Origin of the sequence: Streptomyces racemochromogenes (assembly GCF_044129415.1) — a bacterium.
GTDB lineage: Bacteria > Actinomycetota > Actinomycetes > Streptomycetales > Streptomycetaceae > Streptomyces > Streptomyces racemochromogenes_A.
Window position 1 is genome coordinate 18,374 of the sequence record NZ_JBBDHD010000034.1, and the last position, 16,527, is coordinate 34,900.

Consider the following 16,527-nt stretch of genomic DNA (forward strand, 5'->3'; position numbering starts at 1 on the left):
CTCGGGTAGGTTCCGAAGTGACGGACGACACCCTGGGGGACGGCAGCCATGAGCGACCTCTCGACCACCACCTCACCGGAGCTCGACCCGGAGCTCGACGCGGCGATGGACCGCTACCGCGTCGAGCTGACCGGGTACTGCTACCGGATGCTCGGCTCGTCCTTCGACGCGGAGGACGCGGTACAGGACACCTACGTCCGTGCCTGGCGGGCGTACGGGAAGTTCGAGGGCCGCTCGTCGCTGCGGTCGTGGCTGTACCGGATCGCCACGAACGTCTGCCTGGACCTGCTGAACGCCGGGAAGAAGCGGGCCCGGCCGATGGACCTCACCGCCCCGCAGCACCAGGCGTCGGCGGTGCTCAACGAGCGGCCGGAGGTGACCTGGCTGGAGCCGGTGCCCGACGGGCGGGTGCTGCCGCAGACCGCCGACCCGGCGGAGATGGCGCTGGCGAAGGAGTCGGTGCGGCTGGCGTTCGTGGCGGCGCTCCAGCACCTGCCGGCGAAGCAGCGGGCGGTGCTGATCCTGCGGGAGGTGCTGGCCTGGAAGGCGGACGAGGTGGCGCAGCTCCTGGAGACGACGGTGGCCTCGGTCAACAGCGCCCTCCAGCGGGCCCGGGCGACGCTGTCGGGGCAGGCGTTGCGGCCGAGCGAGCCGAAGGACCCGCTGGACGCGGAGCAGGCGAAGCTGCTGGAGCAGTACCTGTCGGCCTTCGAGGCCTACGACATCACCCGCCTGACCACCCTGCTGCACGAGGACGCGGTGCTGTCGATGCCGCCGTTCGACCTGTGGCTCCAGGGGCACGCGGACATCGCGGCCTGGCATCTGAACCAGGGCATCGGGTGCAAGGGCTCGCGCCTGATACCGACCACGGCGAACGGGCTGCCGGCCTTCGGGCAGTACCGGCCGCGCGAGGACGGCCGGCCGGGGCACGTGCCGTGGGCGCTCCAGGTGCTGGAGGTGTCAGAGGGGCGGATCGTCGGGCTGAACGCCTTCCTGGACACCGCCCGCTGGTTCCCGCTGTTCGGGCTCCCCGAGGAGCTCGACGAGTCCTACGAGGTCCAGTAGGGCCCGGAGGGCGGGGGGCGCGCCGGTGACCGTGAAGGGGGTGCGGTGGCTCCGCGCGGTCAGGGCCATGCGGGCCAGGGCCTCGACGGTGGCGAGGGTGGGCCTGCCGGCCCGGCTCGCGTCGCAGACCAGCTGCCGTGGCGGGCCGTCACGGCAGGCCTCGCCGACGCGGGCGCAGAGCGCGGGGATGTCCGGCTGGGGCCCGTCCAGGGCCAGGGTCGTGATCTCCACGGGTGGATGACCGTCCCTGACCGCGGAACTCATCGGGGCGCGAGGGCGGGGCGGGGAGACGGCTGCGCGCAGCGGTCGGCTCCCCGCCCCGGCCGTGCCTACGCGATGCGGTCCAGGACGATCGGGTCGGCCGTGAAGGCCGTGCCCGCCGGGGCGACGTCGTAGCAGCCCTCCAGGGAGGCCAGGGCGTACTCGAACTTCTCCGGGGTGTCCGTGTGCAGGGTCATCAGCGGCTGGCCGGCGGTGACGGTGTCGCCCGGCTTGGCGTGCAGCTCGATGCCCGCGCCCGCCTGCACCGGGTCCTCCTTGCGGGCGCGGCCCGCGCCCAGGCGCCAGGCGCCGACGCCGACCGCGTACGCGTCGAGGCGGGTCAGGACGCCCGAGGCGGAGGCGGTGACCACGTGCTGCTCGCGGGCGACCGGCAGGGCCGCGTCCGGGTCGCCGCCCTGGGCGGAGATCATCCGGCGCCACACGTCCATCGCGGAGCCGTCCGCGAGGGCCTTCGCCGGGTCGGCGTCCTTGATGCCGGCGGCCGTCAGCATCTCCTGCGCGAGGGCGATGGTCAGCTCGACCACGTCGGCCGGGCCGCCGCCGGCCAGGACCTCGACGGACTCGCGGACCTCCAGCGCGTTGCCGGCGGTGAGGCCGAGCGGGGTGGACATGTCGGTGAGCAGGGCGATGGTCTTGACGCCGCTGTCGGTGCCCAGGGCCACCATGGTGGAGGCCAGCTCGCGCGCGTCCTCGATGTTCTTCATGAAGGCGCCGGAGCCGACCTTCACGTCGAGGACGAGGGAGCCGGTGCCCTCGGCGATCTTCTTCGACATGATCGAGGAGGCGATCAGCGGGATGGCCTCGACGGTGCCGGTGACGTCGCGCAGGGCGTAGAGCTTCTTGTCGGCCGGGGCCAGGCCGTCGCCGGCGGCACAGATGACGGCGCCGGTGGTGTCGAGGACGTTCAGCATCTCCTCGTTGGAGAGCAGCGCGCGCCAGCCGGGGATGGACTCCAGCTTGTCGAGGGTGCCGCCGGTGTGGCCGAGGCCGCGGCCGGAGAGCTGCGGGACGGCCGCGCCGCAGGCGGCGACGAGCGGGGCGAGCGGGAGGGTGATCTTGTCGCCGACGCCGCCGGTGGAGTGCTTGTCGGCGGTGGGGCGGGAGAGGGAGTCGAAGTTCATCCGCTCGCCGGAGGCGATCATCGCGGCGGTCCAGCGGGCGATCTCGGCCCGGTTCATGCCGTTGAGCAGGATGGCCATGGCGAGCGCCGACATCTGCTCGTCGGCGACGATCCCGCGGGTGTAGGCGTCGATGACCCAGTCGATCTGCTCGGGGCTGAGCTCACCGCGGTCCCGCTTGGTCCGGATGACGGAGATGACGTCCATGAGGTGACTTCCTTCTACGCGCATAGAGATGAGGGGAGGGAGTTCTGGGTGGTTCAAGGAGTTCCAGGCGGGGGTCGAGCCCGGCTCGAAGACGGCCGACGGCCCTCCGCCCGGTTGGGCTGAGGGCCGTCGTCACGGCTATCTGAGGTGGTCGGGCCCGAAGGCCTGCGGCAGCATCGCGCTCAGCGGGAGGATCCCGTCCGGTGTGTCCACCAGCAGCTCCGGGCCGCCGAACTCGTAGAGCAGCTGCCGGCAGCGGCCGCACGGGACGAGGCTCTCGCCCTTGCCGTCCACGCACGTGAAGTGGGTGAGGCGGCCGCCGCCGGTGGCCGCGAGGGAGGAGACGAGGCCGCATTCGGCGCACAGGCCGAGACCGTAGCTCGCGTTCTCGACGTTGCAGCCGGTGACCACCCGGCCGTCGTCGACCAGCGCGGCCACCCCGACCGGGAAGCCCGAGTACGGGGCGTACGCGCGGGTCATCGCGTCCCGGGCGGCCGCCCGCAGGGCTTCCCAGTCCACCGTGGGTGCCGGGGTCACTTGCCCTGGCCCTTGCGGTACGGCATGCCGTCCGCCTTCGGCATCCGCAGGCGCTGCGCCGACAGGGCGAGCACCAGCAGCGTCGTGACGTAGGGGGCGGCGTCCACGAACTGGCTGGGCACCTGGTCGGTGAGCGCGTACCAGGCGAAGAGCCCGGCGGCGCAGACCGCGGCGATCGCGGCCTGGACGTACTTCTTCTTGTACAGCTGCCAGGCGACGGCGAGGACGAGCAGGATCGCGAGGAGCAGGAGCATCGCGTGCACGTTCTCGGCACCGCCGCGCAGGCGGAGGCTGTAGGTGAAGCCGAAGAGGCCCGAGCCGAGGGCCATGCCGCCCGGCATCCAGTTGCCGAAGATCATCGCGGCGAGACCGATGTAGCCGCGGCCGCCGGTCTGGCCCTCCTGGTAGATGCCGGTGGAGACGATCGCGAGGAACGCGCCGCCGAGGCCGGCCATCGCGCCGGAGACGATCACGGCGATGTACTTGTACTTGTAGACGTTGACGCCGAGGGATTCGGCGGCGACCGGGTTCTCACCGCAGGAGCGCAGGCGCAGGCCGAAGGCGGTGCGCCACAGCACCCACCAGGTGAGCGGGACCAGCAGCACGGCGACGACGGTCAGCAGCGAGAGGTTGGTGACCAGCCCGCCGAGGGCGCCGGCGGCGTCGGAGATCAGGAACCAGTGCTTGCCCTGGAGCGTCGCCAACCAGTCCGAGAGCCCCGGGATGGTGATCTCGGTGATCGGGTCGATGCGCGGGGACTGCTTGGAGGAGCCGCCCGGGGTCTTGTCGAAGGTGAAGTTCGACAGGTACTGGGTGAAGCCGACGGCCAGGATGTTGATCGCCACACCGGAGACGATGTGGTTCACGTTGAAGGTCACGGTGATGATCGCGTGCAGCAGACCGCCGAGCGCGCCGCCGATGATGCCGAGGACGACACCGGTCCAGGGGCCCCACTGGTAGCCGGCCCAGGCACCGAACCAGGTGCCGAGGATCATCATGCCTTCGAGGCCGATGTTGACCACGCCCGCGCGCTCGGCCCACAGGCCGCCGAGGCCCGCGAGGGCGATCGGCACGGCGAGCTGGAGGGCGCCGGAGAACTGACCGACCGAGGTCAGGTCGTTGGCCCCGGAGATCAGGCGGACGACCGAGACCAGCGCGAGGCCGGCCGCGATGATCAGCAGGATCCAGGGCAGGGTGAGCTTGCGGCGGCCGCCGCCCTTCTTGGGCGCGGCGCTCGTCGCGGAAACGGTGCTGGTGCTCACGCCGCGACCTCCTTGTTGTCGGTCTTGAGGGCATGGCCGGCGGCCAGCTCTTCGCCGACCTTCTGCTGCTGGCGGCGGATGCCGTAGCGGCGGACGAGCTCGTAGCTGACGACGACCGCGATGACGATCAGGCCCTGCATGATCGTGCCGATCTCCTTGGCGTAGCCCTCGGTGTCGAGACCGGCGGACGCCTTGTCGATGAAGGCGATCAGGAACGCCGAGAAGAAGATGCCGATCGGGTTGTTGCGGCCGAGCAGAGCGACGGTGATGCCGGTGAAGCCGACACCCAGGGGGAAGGACAGGTTGTACGTGTGCGACTCGCCGAGCAGCAGCGGCATACCGGTCAGACCGGCGACGGCGCCCGAGATGAGCATCGCCGTCATGATCATCTTCTTGGGCTCGACGCCGGAGGCCTGCGCGGCGGACTCGCTGGCGCCGGAGGCGCGCAGGTCGAAGCCGAAGCGGGTCCGGTTGAGGACGAACCAGTAGACGAGGCCGAGGGCGAAGGCCACGAAGGTGAAGCCGTAGATGTCGCCGCCGGGCAGGGAGACGGCCGGGAACCAGCCGGACTCCGGGATGTCACCGGTGGTCAGGTCGTTGGAGCCGGCCGGCTGCACGCCGAGGTTCTTCGGCAGGATCAGCCAGGCGATCAGGGAGGTCGCGATGGCGTTGAGCATGATCGTGGAGACGACCTCGCTCACCCCGCGCCGGGCCTTGAGGACGCCCGCGATACCGGACCAGAAGGCACCGGTCGCCATGGCGATGAGCACGATCAGCAGGATGTGCAGCGGCGCGGGCAGCGAGACCGCCGCGCCGACCACGGCGGAGACCATCGCCGCGAGGCGGTACTGGCCGTCCACGCCGATGTTGAAGAGGTTCATCCGGAAGCCGATGGCCACGGCCAGGGCGGCCAGGAAGTAGATGCCGGCCTGGTTGACGATCAGGACCTGGATGTCCTCGTAACCCGCCTGCTCGATCATGATCCGCAGCGGGTCGATCGGGTCCACGCCCGAGGCGGCGAGCACGATCATGGTCAGCAGGAGGGCGCTGACCAGCGCCAGCACCGGTCCGGCGGCTGCCAGGAGCAGCCGGTCCTTGTCGAATTTCTTCATCGGGCCTCGTCCTCCGTGGTGTCGCCGTCGACCCCGGCGGAGTGGTCGTCTTGGGCTTCGAGGTGCCCGCTGGCGGCGCCGGTCATGGCGGTGCCGAGCTCCTCGGGGGTGATCGTCGCAGGGTCGGCGTCGGCGACCAGGCGGCCGCGGTAGATGACCCGGAGCGTGTCGGACAGGCCGATCAGCTCGTCCAGGTCGGCCGAGATCAGGAGCACGGCCAGGCCCTCGCGGCGGGCCTCGCGGATGGCGTCCCAGATCTGCGCCTGCGCGCCGACGTCCACGCCGCGGGTGGGGTGGGCGGCGATCAGGAACTTCGGGTTGTGGCTCATCTCGCGGCCGACGATCAGCTTCTGCTGGTTGCCGCCGGAGAGCGAGGCCGCGGTGACGTCGATGCCGGGGGTGCGGACGTCGTACTCGCGCACGATCCGCTCGGTGTCCTTGCGGGCGGCCTTCGGGTCGAGGATGCCGCCCTTGGAGTTGGGCTTCTCGGTGACGTGGCCGAGGATGCGGTTCTCCCAGAGGGGGGACTCCAGGAGCAGGCCGTGCCGGTGGCGGTCCTCGGGGATGTAGCCGATGCCGCCCTCGCGGCGCTTGCGGACCGGCATCTTGGTGATGTCGGCGCCGTCGAGGGTGATGACGCCCGCGTCGGGGGTGATCATGCCCATGAGGGCCTCGATCAGCTCCGTCTGGCCGTTGCCCTCGACACCGGCGATGCCGAGGATCTCACCCTTGTGGATGGTGAAGCCGATCCCGTCGAGCAGGAGACGGCCGGCGGCCGGAACCTCGCGCAGGTCGGTGTCGGAGTCGCCCAGGGCGGGCGCCGAGGTCTCGGGGGTGGTGACCGCGCCGGACTCGGCGACGGTCAGGCCCTCGACCTTGAGCATCGGGGTGGTGGTCACCGTGGACTCGCGGGTCTCCGGCGAGGGCAGCTCGGTGCCGACCATGAGCTCGGCGAGCTGCTTGGTCGTGGCCGTCTTCGGGTCGGCGGTGCCGACCGTGGTGCCGCGGCGGATGACCGTGATGTCGTCGGCGACCTTCAGCACCTCGCCCAGCTTGTGCGAGATGAAGATGACGGTCAGGCCCTCGGCCTTGAGTCCGCGCAGGTTGTCGAAGAGCGCGTCCACTTCCTGCGGCACGAGCACGGCCGTGGGCTCGTCGAGGATGAGGGTCTTGGCGCCCCGGTAGAGGACCTTGAGGATCTCCACGCGCTGGCGGTCGGCGACGCCGAGGTCCTCGACCAGGGCGTCGGGGCGCACGCCGAGACCGTACGCGTCCGAGATCTCCATGATCTTCTTGCGGGCCTTGCCGCCGATGCCGTAGAGCTTCTCGCCGCCGAGGACGACGTTCTCCAGCACGGTGAGGTTGTCGGCCAGCATGAAGTGCTGGTGGACCATGCCGATGCCGCGGGCGATGGCGTCGCCGGGGTTGTTGAAGGAGACCTGCTCCCCGTCGATGGCGATGGTGCCCTCGTCCGGCTTCTGCATGCCGTAGAGGATCTTCATCAGGGTCGACTTGCCGGCACCGTTCTCACCGATGAGGGCGTGGACCGTGCCCTTGCGGACGGAGATGGCGATGTCCTTGTTGGCGACGACGCCGGGGAAACGCTTGGTGATGCCGTGCAGTTCTACGGCGAGAGGGGGGCTGGACGCGTTGATGACGCACTCTCCTTGGCGCGGAAGGAGCCGGAATTGAGCCAAGTGGCAGGAGGACAGGGCGGGAATCGGCCGGGCGGGTGGGCGGGAGAGGGACGGTATCGCGTCCACGCTGCCTCTACGCGCGTAGCACTGTCGAAAGTGAAAACTTGCGGCCAACTGACCACAAGTCTTCACGGACTGTAGCGAAGACGCGGTTCGGGGTCCGGGAGCGGTTGAGACCGCTCCCGGACCCCGGAGACCGCGACTGCGCGTCAGACGAAACCTTACGGCGCGGTCTTGACGGTGATCTTCTTGGCGATGATGTCGGCCTTGGCCTTCTCCACCGCGGCGGTGACGTCGGCCATCGCCTTGTACTGCGGGTTGGAGTCGGCCAGGGCGACGCCGTTCTTGTCCAGGCCGTAGCGCACCTCGCCGGCCTCCGGCTTGCCGTCCTTGACCGACTTGATCAGGTCGAAGACCGCGAGGGAGACGTCCTTGGTGACCGAGGTCAGGATGTGGTCCTTGTACTTCGCCAGACCCGGCTGGTTGTACTGGTCCGAGTCGACGCCGATGGCCCACTTGCCGGCGGTGGAGGCGGCCTCGATGGCGCCCGAGCCCGCGAGACCGGCGGCGGCGTAGATCACGTCGGCGCCACCGTCGAGCTGGCCCTTGGCGGCGGCCTTGCCGAGGTCGGGCTTGGCGAAGCCCGAGAAGTCCGGCGGCTGGGTCAGGTAGGCCGACAGCACCTTGGCGTTCGGGTTGGTGTCCTTGACGCCCTGCTCGAAGCCCGCCTGGAACTTCTTGATCAGCGGAACCTCGACGCCGCCGATGAAGCCGACCGTGCCGGTCTTCGACGCCTTGGCGGCGGCGACGCCGGCCAGGTAGGAGCCCTGCTCCTCGTTGAAGACCAGGTTGGCGATGTTCGGGCCGGTCTTCGAGGTGTCGTCGATGATGCCGAACGTGGTGTTCGGGAACTTCTTCGCGACCTTCTCGATGGCCGGGGCGTAGGAGAAGCCGACGCCGATGACCGGGTTGTTGCCCTTGCGCGCCAGCTCGGTGAGGCGCTGGACCTTGTCGGCCTCGCTCTCGCCCTCGGTCGGCTCCGCCTCGGCGGTCTTGATCTTGAGGTCCTTCTCGGCCTTCTCCAGGCCCGCGTAGGCGGCGTCGTTGAACGACTGGTCACCGCGGCCGCCGACGTCGTACGCGATGGCGGCGCTGGCGCTCTTGGCCTCGGAGGAGGACGAGGAGGAGGACGAGGCGTCCGAGGACTTCTTTCCGCCACAGGCGGTGGCCGAGAGGGCCAGCGCCGCGGACGCGATGCCCACGGTGGCGATCCTGGTGATCCGGCGCAAGGGGAGGCTCCTTCAAAACCTGACCGAAGCGCCACGACCGGCGCTGGTTTCGCGGCGATCGTAACGCGCGTAGATGTCAGTTAAAGGCCCGTTCATGAGTCGTTATCGGATCGTCGCGAACCGGACAGTGACCGATTGGTAACCGCGAGAAGGTCCAGCCCTTGTGTACCAAGGGCTGGACAGCTCCGGCAGCGGACCGCCGGATGTCGTACGGAGCTTTGCTTGATTTTTTACACGGAGGGCCTTGAACGGCGCCCGTCGAGCAGGACGGCGGCCGTGAAGAACTCCACCCCGACCCCGATCGCCGACTCGTCGACGTCGAAGTCGCCCCGGTGCAGGTCCCGCTTGGCGGTGTCGCCGGGCTTGCGGACGCCGAGGCGGGCCATGGCGCCGGGGACGTGCTCCAGGTACCAGGAGAAGTCCTCGCCGCCGAGGCTCTGCTCGGTGTCCTCGACCGACTCGTTGCCGCGCCGGGCAGCCATGGCCTCGCGGAGCAGCTCCGCGACCACCGGGTCGTTCACCACGGGCGGGACGCCGCGCACGTGGTTGATCTCGAACTTGGCGCCGTGCATCGTCGCGACCTCGTCGATGGCCGCGTGGATCATGTCCGGGGCGTCGTGCCAGGCGTTCAGGTCCAGGCAGCGGACCGTGCCGGAGAGCTCGGCGTGCATCGGGATGACGTTGCAGGCGTGCCCGGACTCGATCCGGCCCCAGGTGACGGACATGCCCGAGCGGGCGTCCATCCGGCGGGCCAGCAGGGCCGGCACGTCGACGGCGACGCGGGCGGCGGCCGTCACCATGTCGGTGGTCAGGTGCGGGCGGGCGGTGTGACCGCCGGGGCCCGACAGGGTGACCTCCAGCCGGTCGCAGGCCGAGGTGATCGGGCCGGCCCGCAGGCCGATCCGTCCGGCGTCCACGCGGGGGTCGCAGTGCACCGCGATGATCTGCCCGACGCCCTCCAGCACCCCGGAGTCGATCGCCTCGGTGGCTCCGCCCGGCAGGACCTCCTCGGCCGGCTGGAAGAGGAGCCGCACCGGGCGCGGCAGCAGGCCCTGCCGGTCGAGCTCGGCGAGCACCAGCCCCGCGCCGAGGACGACGGAGGTGTGCACGTCGTGGCCGCACGCGTGGGCCCGGTCCGGGACGGTGGAGCGGTACGAGACGTGGGTCTTGGCGTCGGGGATGGGCAGGGCGTCGATGTCCGCGCGCAGGGCCAGCATGGGCCGCCCCCCGTCCCAGGTGCCGACGTCACAGATCAGCCCCGTGCCGGACTTCAGCACCCGTGGTCGAAGCCCCGCCTTCTCCAGCCGCGCCTTGATCGCCGCCGTGGTGCGGAACTCCTGGTGTCCTAGCTCGGGGTGCATGTGCAAGTCGCGTCGGAAGGCGATCAGTTCGGCACGCAGGTGATCCGGAAGCTTGCCGGGCAGCTCGGGCCGGTCGGGCTTGCCGGGCAGGGCGGGCAGGGACTCGCGGGACATCAACTGGTTCACCCGTTTAAGGGTAGGCGCACGGATGGGTCAACTGTCGGGAGATCACCAGAAATTCATGCCGTTAGGGGAAAGAAAAACGCCTCTGGACGCATGATCGGATGCGCCCGGGGGTAAACTCGCGCGCTCATCCGGCCGCAGGAGCCGCTCCAAGGGCGAGTCTGCGCACATCACGGGCGGTGTCGGTGACGCCCGCGAGGAAGCCGCGGGCCCTGGGAGGGGCGGTGGCGGTGAGCCAGGCGGGGTCGATACCGCATACGGCGACGGTCACGCCGGTGCCGGTGAGCGCGTACGGCAGCGTGTGGACGACCGTGGACGGAAAGCTGACGACCGTACGGCCGATGGGGCCCCTCCGGGCGATCAGCTCCAGCGGCAGGTCCGGGCGGACGATCTCCAGCCCGGTCGCCTCGCTCAGCGCGCGCAGCTTCTCCGGCGACTCGCGGCGGTGCGCGAAGTAGCGGGTCACGCCGTGTTCCCGGGCCAGGGCGCGCACCGCGTCCAGGTAGCGGAAGGGGTCGACCACCCCGGTCTCCACCAGGGAGGTGCCGACCAGGTCGGTGCCCCGGGTCAGGCGGGGCGGGCCGAAGCGGGCCCGGGTCCAGGCGAAGTCGTTGACCCGCAGCCGGGCTCCGGGCGGCGGGGTGAGCGGCATCGAGGTGAACAGTTCGAGGGCGCGTCCGGCGCGCGCGGTCAGCCGGCGCCGCGCGGCGGCCGACACCGGGGCGTACGCGAGCTCCCGCGCCCGGGCCGCGGCCTCGCCGCCGGTGCGGTGCCAGCGGCGCAGCCGCTCGCCGCGGCCGAGCTGCGCGACGAACTCCATGGTGGCCGTGCCGTCGTCCACGACGACCAGCTCGGCGGCCCGGGCCGGGACCAGCAGCAGCTGGATGAGGCGGGAGAAGGGGTCGCCGACCACGATCCGCCGCGCCCGGCGCACGGCGGGGCCGAGGGAGGTCAGGGCGCCCGCGGGGGACCCGGTGCCGCCGCGGGCCTCCTGCCAGTGGACGGCGTGTCCCTCGCCCCGGGCGATCCCGGCCACTCGGCGCAGCTGCCCCCGGGACATGGGGTCCGTGGGGGGCAGGACGACGATGCGCAGCCCGTCGGCGGGCGGGCGCGGACCGGTGCGGCCGCGGCCGGCGGCGGGGCCCGGCTGTCGGGGGACGCCGCTCAGCAGCGGGCCGCCGTCCCCGCGGAGGGCGTGGGCCCACTCCAGCACGTTGAGGAGCTGGACCGGGCTCTCCACGAGGGCCAGGGTGGGGGCTGAGGGGTTCACGACGTGCTCCGCTCTGGGGAAAAGGGCCGGGGACGGTCAGGACGCCGCGGGGGCGGGGAGGGTGCCCGGGACGCGGCGGAGCTTCTTCATGGGGGCGAGCTCGGAGTCGTAGACCTTCTTGACGCCGTCGCCGAGGGCGGTCTCGATGGTGCGGATGTCGCGCACGAGGCGGGCCAGGCCCCCGGGCTCGACGGAGGCGGCCTGGTCGGAGCCCCACATGGCGCGGTCGAGGGTGATGTGCCGTTCGACGAGGACGGCGCCGAGGGCGACGGCGGCCAGGGTGGTCTGGAGGCCGGTCTCGTGGCCGGAGTAGCCGACGGGGACGTTGGGGTACTCCTCCCGGAGGGTGTTGATCACCCGCAGGTTGAGCTCCTCGGCCCTGGCCGGATAGGTCGAGGTGGCGTGGCAGAGCAGGACGTTCTCGCTGCCGAGCACCTCGACGGCGTGCCGGATCTGCTGCGGGGTGGACATGCCGGTGGAGAGGACGACGGTGCGGCCGGTGGCGCGCAGGGCGCGCAGCAGCTCGTCGTCGGTGAGGCAGGCGGAGGCCACCTTGTGGGCGGGGAGGTCGAACTTCTCCAGGAAGGCGACGGCCTCGGTGTCCCAGGGGGAGGCGAACCAGGCGATGCCGCGCCTGGCGCAGTGCTCGTCGATGGCGAGGTAGTCGGCCTCGCCGAACTCGACGCGGTGGCGGTAGTCGATGTAGGTCATCCGGCCCCAGGGGGTGTCGCGTTCGACGTGCCACTGGTCGCGGGGGGTGCAGAGTTCCGGGGTGCGCTTCTGGAACTTGACGGCGTCGCATCCGGCCTCGGCGGCGGCGTCGACGAGGGCGAAGGCGGTTCCGAGGTCGCCGTTGTGGTTGATGCCGATCTCTGCGACGACGTAGACGGGCCGGCCGGGGCCGGCGATGCGCGTGCCGAGGGTGCGGAGGCGGGGGTTGAGGGGGGCGACGGTCATGGCGTCGGGTGTCCTTCGCTGGGGGCGCCGGGGTGTGGCCGGAGCCGGGTCGGGGAGGGGGCGAGGAGGCGGGCACGGCCGGGGTCGTGCGGAGCGTCGAGCTCCAGGACCCGCGCCGGCTCGAAGAAGCGGTGCCGGGCGGCGGTCATGGGGTGGGCGGCGCCGGTCCCCCGGAGCTCCCCGGGCCGGTACGAGGGCACGTGGTCGACCCCGCTCCCGGCTCCGTCGGGCCCGCGGCGCCGGAGGAAGCCGTGGGGGCGGCGGGCGGGGCAGGGACGGCGCCAGGGGGGGCGGGGCGGCCGGGTTCACAGGTCGCCCAGGCGGCGGATCGCCGGGGCCACGCGCTGCACCCCGTGCCGGTAGGCCCCCCGGGCGGCCTCGCGCAGCCGCCCCCGCACCCACCGCCGCACCGCCGACTCCCCGCGCGGCAGGGCCCCGGGCAGCGGGGTCCCGTCGGGGGCGAGGTGCTGGCGGGCGAGGATGCCGGGGAGGTATCCGGGGGCGGTTTCGAGCGTGTAGTACGGCGCCACGGGCGCGAGCCACTCCCGCTCCAGCAGCCGCGCCACTCGCTCCCGGGCGGGGGCGTACGGGTCGGCGGGATCCGGCCCGGCGGGACGCCCGTCGGCCGGCGCGGGCGGCCGGTCGGCGCGGGACGCCGGAGGCCACGTGGCTCCCGTCCCGTCGGACGGGTTCCGGCGGTCGGGGGGTGGTACTCCGTGGGACGACAGCCAGGCCGGGTTGCCCCGCGGGAGCAGGCCCGCGTCGAGTTGGTCCCACGAGGCCAGGCAGCCCGAGCCGAGGAAGTGCTGGTTGCCGAGGGACTCGCGGATGCCGAGGTCGGTCAGGACGGCGGTCGGGATGCCGCGGTGGAGGGCTTCCAGGGCGGCCGTGGAGGAGACCGTGACCAGCAGGTCGGTGGTGTCCAGGACCTCGCCCATGTGGCCGTAGGCCAGCCGCAGGTTCGGCGGGAGGCCGCCCGGGAGGCGTTCGGCCAGGCGCTGGTAGGGGTGTTCCTCCAGGTGGGTGGTGTGCTCCCCCGGCCGGCTGCGGAGTTTGACCAGGACCTCCCGGTCCGGATGGAGCCGTGCGTGTCCGGCCGCCCGGCCCAGCAGGTAGGCGCGGTCGGCGCGGCCCTCGGGTACGGAGGGCTGGACCGCGAACACCACCCGGTGGGCGCCGGCCCGGGCGGGCTCGTGAGGGGCCCCGTCCAGGAAGGGCAGGGCGGTCTCCGTCACGGCGTCCGGGTCGGCGCCCACGCCCCCGTAGACGGCGCGGAAGCGCTCGGCGTCGTGGCGGGAGTTGGCGAGGACCAGGTCGGCGCCGTGCCGCAGCAGCAGCCCGTCGGCGAGCTTCTCGTAGACCACGCCCACGTACCCCGTGACGAACACCGGCCGCCGGGCGGGCTCCGGCCACAGGGCGCGCGCGCCGTGGAGGACGGCCTGGACGGCCCCGCCGACGAGGGCGAGGACGACCACGTCGTAGCGCCGCCGCCCGAGTTCCGCGAGGAACTCCGCGCAGGTCACCTCCACGGGCGCGGCGTCGGCCCCGACCCCCGCCTCGCCGAGCTGGCGGGCGGTGGGAGTGGCTCGGCCGCGCAGGAGGTACCCGGTGGTCCGGTGGCCCGCAGAGCCTTCGGAGGGGGCGAGGCGGCGGGCCGTGAGGGCGCCCCATTTCCACCGCGTGTCGGAATCGGCGAGGACGGCGATCCTTTGATCGGCCCGGCTTCTGCTGAGTGGCACTGGCACCCGGCAGAAGTTATTCCGCATTTCCGGTGGTCGGCCCAACGAGCGCACAACGGCGGGTTAACAACCCGTCGACGAAATGCGAAAGCGCCCTGGTTAACGCGACCGCCCCGCGTCGTTCACATGGAATACGCACCGGGGCCACGGTGAATGCCGGGCCGCGCCCTAAGGTCTCCCGGGTGCTGAAGCTCTCTGTGGTCGTGCCGTTCTACAACGTGCAGACATACGCACCGGATGCCCTGCGGAGCCTCGAACTCGACGCCCGCGAGGATTTCGAGTTCCTGCTCGTCGACGACCGTTCCACGGACGGGACGCCCGGTCTGCTGGAGCGCGCCGCCGCGGCCCTGCCGGGGGCGGTGCTGCTGAGACGGGAGCGCAACGGCGGGCTGGCGACCGCCCGCAACACCGGGCTGGACGCGGCGCGGGGGCGCTACATCGCCTTCCTGGACGGCGACGACTGGCTGGCGCCCGGTCACCTGTCCCGCACGCTGGCCGCCATCGAGGCCCTGGGCTGCGACTTCGTCCGGACCGACCACGTGCGGGTGACGGGCCGGGAGCGGTCCGTGCGGCGCGTGCCGTACGGGCCGGAGTCGGTGGTCGCCGATCCGCGCGCCGGGATCACGCCGGCCTCGCGGGCCACCGCGGTGGACTACCCGTACGCCTGGGCCGGGATGTACCACCGGCGGCTGCTGGACCGGGGGCTGCTGCACTTCACCGACGGGCTGCGGACGGCGGAGGACCGGCCGTGGATCTGGCGGCTGCACCGGGAGGCGGATTCGTTCGCCGCGGTCGGCCTGCCGGGGGTCTTCTACCGGCGCGGTATTTCCACCTCGTTGACGCAGATCGGGGACGAGCGCCAGCTCGATTTCATCCGGGCATTCGACCAGGTGCTCGCGGAGACGGCCGCCGACCGGGAATCCGAACTCCTGATCCCCAAAGCGGTCCGAACGTACTGCGCGATTATCGCGCACCATATCGGCTCGATCGAAAGGTTCGAACCGGCCGTGGCGAAAAGACTCCGGTCGATGAGCGCGGACGCGCTCGCCCGCATGCCCCGCGCGGCGCTGGACGAGGCCCTGGACTCGATGGACGCCGAGCGCTCCGCCCTGCTGCGCAGGCTCCGTCGCCGCACGCGCGCCGCCTCCGGGGCCGCCGCGTGAACGTGACGCAGGTCTTCCTCGCCTCCACCCTCTACGGCACGGCCACCCTCGCCGCGGCCCTCGACTCCGGGTGTCTTCCGCCGGCCGGCCGCCGCGTGCTGCTGACCAGCAACCACTCCCCCGCCCCCGAGGTCACCCGCGGCCTCGACGCCGCGCCGGGGTTCGCCGCGCTGCGCACCCGCTTCGACGAGGTGATCGACTGGAACGCGGTCGTCGCCCCGCAGCACCCCGGCGTCTGGGCCCCCCGCCCGGAGGACGTCCCGCTGTGGGAGCGCCAGCTGCGCCGGCTGTGGGGGCTGGGCGGGGACCGGATCGAGCTGGTCGTGGAGTCCCTCCAGGTGCCGCCCGCACAGAGCCTGTGCCGGCTGTTCCCGGGCGCCGCGATCGACGTCTACGCCGACGGGCTCATGTCGTACGGGCCCACCCGCTTCCGGCTCGACCCGCAGATCGGCATGCGGGTGCGGCGGGTGCTGCACGTGGACCTGGTCCCGGGGCTGGAGCCGCTGCTGCTGACCGAGTTCGGGGTACGGGCCGAAGCGGTCCCGGCCCCGGCCGTCCTGAAGGTCTTCGCCGAGCTGGCGGACCTGGCGGACCCGCTCGGCCGGCTCCCCGCCCCCCGCGCGGGTGACGAGCCGCCGGCGCTGCTGCTGGGCCAGTACCTGTCGGTGCTGGAGCTGATGTCCCCCGACGAGGAGGAGGAACTGCACGCCGCGATGGTGCGCGGGGCCCACGAGTGGGGCCACCGGGACCTGGTGTTCAAACCGCACCCGAACGCCCCGGCGGCGTACGCGCGGCGGGCCGCGGCGGAGGCCGACCGGCTCGGGGTCCGGCTGACGGTGCTGGACGCGCCGGTGCCGGCCGAGACCCTGTACCGGCGGCTGCGCCCCGCCCTGGTGGTGGGCTGCTTCTCGACCGGGCTGCTGACGGCGCGGGCGCTGTACGGGATCCCGGTGGCGCGGACCGGCACCGGGGCGCTGCTGGAGCGGCTGGCCCCGTACCAGAACAGCAACCGGATCCCGCTGACGCTGGTGGACGCGCTGGTCCCGGACCTGGACGGGCCGCCGCAGGATCCGCCCGCCGATCTTGCGGGGCTGGTCGCGGCGGTGGGCTTCACCATGCAGCCCCGGATCCTGCCGGACCGGCGCGCCGCGGCCGAGGCGTACCTCGCCCGGCACCTGGACCCGTACACCCGGCGCTACTTCGGGCGCCGCCGGCTGGCGGCGCTGGGGCTGCCGGGCGGGATCCCGCGGCGGCTGGCGTTCCTGCCCCGCAACCGCGCCGTGCGGCGGGCGGCGCACCGGCTCCGCAGACGGCTGGGCCGGCTCGGCGCGCGCTCCTGACCGGC

The 16,527-nt window shown here is 72.4% G+C and carries 14 protein-coding genes; 3 read left to right on the forward strand and 11 right to left on the reverse strand.

Annotation, left to right across the window (positions count from 1 at the left end):
• The first annotated feature begins 48 nt into the window (after positions 1 to 48).
• The gene (locus WDV06_RS15735) at positions 49 to 1,065 is read left to right on the forward strand and encodes a sigma-70 family RNA polymerase sigma factor (protein ID WP_395510366.1); all 1,017 of its coding nucleotides are present in this window, start codon (positions 49 to 51) and stop codon (positions 1,063 to 1,065) included.
• Here WDV06_RS15735 and WDV06_RS15740 read toward each other — a convergent pair.
• The 11 genes from WDV06_RS15740 to WDV06_RS15790 form a co-directional block, all read right to left on the reverse strand.
• Positions 961 to 1,296: an STAS domain-containing protein gene (locus WDV06_RS15740; protein ID WP_395510367.1), complete on the reverse strand. Its 336-nt coding sequence runs from the start codon at positions 1,294 to 1,296 to the stop codon at positions 961 to 963. The two genes, WDV06_RS15735 and WDV06_RS15740, sit on opposite strands and share 105 nt — an antisense overlap.
• Positions 1,297 to 1,394: 98 nt before the next feature.
• Positions 1,395 to 2,672: a thymidine phosphorylase gene (locus WDV06_RS15745; protein ID WP_395510368.1), complete on the reverse strand. Its 1,278-nt coding sequence runs from the start codon at positions 2,670 to 2,672 to the stop codon at positions 1,395 to 1,397.
• Positions 2,673 to 2,810: 138 nt separating this feature from the next.
• Positions 2,811 to 3,209 carry a cytidine deaminase gene (locus tag WDV06_RS15750; protein ID WP_395510369.1) on the reverse strand — a complete coding sequence of 133 codons (399 nt, stop codon included), beginning with the start codon at positions 3,207 to 3,209 and terminating at the stop codon, positions 2,811 to 2,813.
• Positions 3,206 to 4,471, reverse strand: coding sequence for an ABC transporter permease (locus WDV06_RS15755; protein ID WP_395510370.1), 1,266 nt, complete (start codon positions 4,469 to 4,471; stop codon positions 3,206 to 3,208). Before WDV06_RS15755 ends, WDV06_RS15750 begins: the two co-directional genes overlap by 4 nt.
• Complete coding sequence (locus WDV06_RS15760) at positions 4,468 to 5,583, reverse strand: ABC transporter permease (RefSeq protein WP_395510371.1); 1,116 nt, start codon at positions 5,581 to 5,583, stop codon at positions 4,468 to 4,470. The genes WDV06_RS15755 and WDV06_RS15760 overlap by 4 nt, the downstream gene beginning before the upstream one ends.
• A complete protein-coding gene (locus WDV06_RS15765; protein WP_395510408.1) occupies positions 5,580 to 7,304 on the reverse strand; it encodes an ABC transporter ATP-binding protein in 1,725 nt (574 codons plus the stop codon). The genes WDV06_RS15760 and WDV06_RS15765 overlap by 4 nt, the downstream gene beginning before the upstream one ends.
• Before the next feature lie 197 nt (positions 7,305 to 7,501).
• Positions 7,502 to 8,569: a BMP family lipoprotein gene (locus WDV06_RS15770; protein ID WP_395510372.1), complete on the reverse strand. Its 1,068-nt coding sequence runs from the start codon at positions 8,567 to 8,569 to the stop codon at positions 7,502 to 7,504.
• 230 nt (positions 8,570 to 8,799) lie between these two features.
• On the reverse strand, positions 8,800 to 10,044 hold the full coding sequence (locus WDV06_RS15775; RefSeq protein WP_395510409.1) for an amidohydrolase: 1,245 nt from the start codon (positions 10,042 to 10,044) through the stop codon (positions 8,800 to 8,802).
• Between the two features lie 136 nt (positions 10,045 to 10,180).
• Positions 10,181 to 11,323: a hypothetical protein gene (locus tag WDV06_RS15780; protein WP_395510373.1), complete on the reverse strand. Its 1,143-nt coding sequence runs from the start codon at positions 11,321 to 11,323 to the stop codon at positions 10,181 to 10,183.
• A 36-nt stretch (positions 11,324 to 11,359) separates the two neighbouring features.
• Positions 11,360 to 12,280, reverse strand: a complete 921-nt coding sequence (locus tag WDV06_RS15785; protein ID WP_395510374.1) for an N-acetylneuraminate synthase family protein — start codon at positions 12,278 to 12,280, stop codon at positions 11,360 to 11,362.
• A 305-nt stretch (positions 12,281 to 12,585) separates the two neighbouring features.
• Positions 12,586 to 14,046: a DUF6716 putative glycosyltransferase gene (locus WDV06_RS15790; RefSeq protein WP_395510410.1), complete on the reverse strand. Its 1,461-nt coding sequence runs from the start codon at positions 14,044 to 14,046 to the stop codon at positions 12,586 to 12,588.
• Positions 14,047 to 14,201: 155 nt separating this feature from the next.
• Here WDV06_RS15790 and WDV06_RS15795 point away from each other — a divergent pair, with 155 nt between their 5' ends.
• Both WDV06_RS15795 and WDV06_RS15800 read left to right on the forward strand, forming a co-directional pair.
• Complete coding sequence (locus WDV06_RS15795; RefSeq protein ID WP_395510375.1) at positions 14,202 to 15,182, forward strand: glycosyltransferase family 2 protein; 981 nt, start codon at positions 14,202 to 14,204, stop codon at positions 15,180 to 15,182.
• Positions 15,179 to 16,522: a polysialyltransferase family glycosyltransferase gene (locus tag WDV06_RS15800; protein ID WP_395510376.1), complete on the forward strand. Its 1,344-nt coding sequence runs from the start codon at positions 15,179 to 15,181 to the stop codon at positions 16,520 to 16,522. Before WDV06_RS15795 ends, WDV06_RS15800 begins: the two co-directional genes overlap by 4 nt.
• Positions 16,523 to 16,527: the final 5 nt, after the last annotated feature.